The sequence below is a fragment of the Aeromonas sp. s9 genome, assembly GCF_040907765.1.
GTDB classification, from domain to species: Bacteria; Pseudomonadota; Gammaproteobacteria; order Enterobacterales; family Aeromonadaceae; genus Aeromonas; species Aeromonas caviae.
In genome coordinates, this window is record NZ_JBFOCK010000024.1 from 1 (window position 1) to 2,730 (window position 2,730).

Annotated in this window: 3 protein-coding genes and 1 pseudogene; 3 read left to right on the forward strand and 1 reads right to left on the reverse strand. The window is 46.5% G+C overall.

Translation table 11 applies throughout. The features are described from left to right. Positions 1–222: 222 nt before the first annotated feature. Positions 223–1,299 carry an AAA family ATPase gene (locus AB5Y54_RS04345; protein ID WP_368153276.1) on the forward strand — a complete coding sequence of 359 codons (1,077 nt, stop codon included), beginning with the start codon at positions 223–225 and terminating at the stop codon, positions 1,297–1,299. A gap of 94 nt (positions 1,300–1,393) precedes the next feature. Continuing rightward, positions 1,394–1,519, forward strand: a pseudogene (locus AB5Y54_RS04350) (IS3 family transposase); the annotation flags it as partial. 72 nt (positions 1,520–1,591) lie between these two features. Here the strand turns inward: AB5Y54_RS04350 and AB5Y54_RS04355 are convergent. After that, positions 1,592–1,762, reverse strand: a complete 171-nt coding sequence (locus AB5Y54_RS04355) for a DUF4113 domain-containing protein (RefSeq protein WP_234887597.1) — start codon at positions 1,760–1,762, stop codon at positions 1,592–1,594. A 110-nt stretch (positions 1,763–1,872) separates the two neighbouring features. On the opposite strand from AB5Y54_RS04355, the gene AB5Y54_RS04360 reads away from it, so the two are divergent. Next, positions 1,873–2,726 (forward strand): IS5 family transposase gene (locus AB5Y54_RS04360; protein WP_103252041.1). Its coding sequence is split into 2 segments (ribosomal slippage): positions 1,873–2,215 and positions 2,215–2,726, totalling 855 coding nucleotides; the frame shifts between segments, so codons are not numbered across the junction. Positions 2,727–2,730: the final 4 nt, after the last annotated feature.

Genomic DNA, 2,730 nt, shown 5'->3' on the forward strand with positions numbered 1-2,730 from the left:
GCGAAGGTGAGCTGATAACTCATGATGAACCCTGTTCCATGGCTCCAGATGACAAACATGATCTCATATCAGGGACTTGTTCGCACCTTCCTTAGATATTTAAATATTTTTTCACTGTTATTGAAAAACGATACCATGAGCAGTAATGTATGCCAATTGGACCTGATAAATATGCGTACATCTTGACTTCTATGTAATCACATTCACAAATAAGGAAGTTATATGGTTTCTTTTGAACTGTTAGAGCAACTCCATAAATCTGACCTGCAATTTATTCTTAGGGCGAATGGCTTCACTGGTACCGGAAATAAGTATGAATTAATTGAGCGAGTGCTCAGCTCGCTATCTCTATCGCAAGCTTTAAATAGTCTAACCTTTACTGATGTTAAAACCTTGTGCTCATTTTTCAATATAAAGTATCAGGGCAAACAGGCATCTATAACAGCACTCTGTAATTTATGTGGCGCATCATCTGATACAAATAAGGTTGCCGATGTTGTACATGATGAAATATCATCAATTAAGAATGAGTTAAATGATATTGTCGGTTTGGCTGGTGTTAAAGGTAAAATAAAAGAACTCATTGCCTTCAGTGCTATTCAACAGAAAAGAAAAAATTTGGGCCTGGAGTCGGTTTCAGTTGGTAGACATATCGTTTTCACGGGTAACCCAGGAACAGGAAAAACAACAGTAGCTGGAATTATTGGCAGGTTATTCAAAGCTTATGGATTGGTGAGCCAAGGAGGATTCAGAGAGGTTAAGCGTTCAGATCTCGTCGGAGAATATATTGGAGAATCAGAAAAAACTACCAGTAAAATTCTGGAAGAAGCCAAGGGCGGGGTTCTCTTCATTGATGAAGCATATGCTTTAGCTGGCGAAAAGAATGACTTCGGCAAGGTCGTAATTGAAACTCTCATGGTTGCCATGGAGAAGTATCGTGACGATATTGTGATTATTGTTGCAGGTTATAAAGACGAAATGGAGCAGTTTTTGAATATGAACCCTGGCCTTAAGTCTCGGTTCAACTTTTTCATTGAGTTCGATGATTACAATGACGAGGAATTAGTCAGAATAGTCAAGGTAATGGCTGAAAAAAATGACTATTTAATAGAGAAAGAACTGGAAATAGCATTGCTTGATAAGTTTTCAAATTGCAGAAATTCCACCGACAAGTTCGCAAATGGCCGTCTTGCCAGAAATTTATTTGAGTCTATGTTATTGAAGCAGGCGATTCGTCTGTCTGAGACTGAAAGCTATGATGATGCCATGTTGCAGCTGTTAACAACAGCTGATTTATAATGGTTTATTTAGTGTCATTTAAATGGGCTAGTCCCTCTGTTTTCTGGGGGATTACTAAAACGGACATTCACGCCCATGTATGGAGATGGTATTCCGCACTCAAGAAGGGTAGCTCTACTTGGCGATGGTACTCGACTTGTTCTCTCGCCAGATCGTCTGTTGGGCTATGAAGCCAAGCATGAAGGCAGACTTGGCGGTTGATGTACTTTTGATAGCTGTCTGACGGTGCAAGCCAAAGCAGTCGGTACTTGTGCCTTCGGGTCAGGGCAGCCAATCCCCCGGTAGGAAATATCTACTGTCGTGGGGGCAGTCCAGACCCCGTGCCTTGGCTGGCAAAGCCTACGTGCCCCAATCCCTTGGCGTTGATCTGGTCCATCACGGCCATCAGCGCATCCGATTGAGCGGACGACGGGGCAAACAGACCGGCCTGTTGCTGTCCCTTGGGGGTGAACTCACTCAGCATGACGCCCCCTTCTGATCGCGGTAACCGTCGCGCTAAATCTGCGCTAGGCTGTGTTCTTAAAGTGATGAAGATATAATCTCACATCTTCTCAACAGCTTAAGATCCATTCCGTGTCCCGCCGTTATCAGCTGACTGATGCACAATGGGGGCTTATCGAGCCCCAGTTTCCTTCTCGAAGCCTGATCGGGCGCCCTACCCGTGAACCGCGCCAAGTGCTCGATGGCATTCTCTGGATACTCCACACCGGAGCTCCTTGGCGAGACCTTCCAGAACGTTTCGGACCATGGAATTCGGTCTACAACACCTTCCGGCGTTGGCAGGATGCAGGCCGGATTGATGCCATTCTGGAAGCGCTGCAACTCAAGCTCAATGAAAAAGGGCTCATCGATTTCGACCTGTGGTGCCTGGACGGCTCCAATGTCAGAGCATCCAAAGATGCTGCCGGTGCACGTAAAAAAACACCTCAATGAATCAAGCCCTTGGCCGTTCGCGGGGAGGTTTCGGCAGCAAAATTCACTTGGTCACGGACGGTCATGGCTTACCACTGAGCTTCTGCCTGTCACCGGGGCAATCAGCAGAAATCAGCTATGCAACAAGCGCGTTGGCCATGGCGAGGATACCAACGTCATCAGGTCGCTACCGAACACGGCCAGCGCATCTTGCCGCAGACAAGGCCTATAGCAGCAAAGCCTTTCGAGCCGAGCTACGGCGGAGAAGGATAAAAGCGGTCATTCCGCAACGCAGCGACCAGCAACGGCGCCATAAGGGGCGTCCATTGGTACTGGACAAGGTGCATTACCGCAGGCGCAATGTCGTGGAGCGGTGCTTCGGTTGGTTGAAGAAGTTTCGCCGGTTTTCAACGAGATATGAAAAGCTAGCCAAGAGTTTTGCAGCCTTTATCAAACTGGCTTTCTGCCTTCGCTACTTGCGCGAGTTATGTGTGGACAGAAAACCAGCATTTTGAGAAC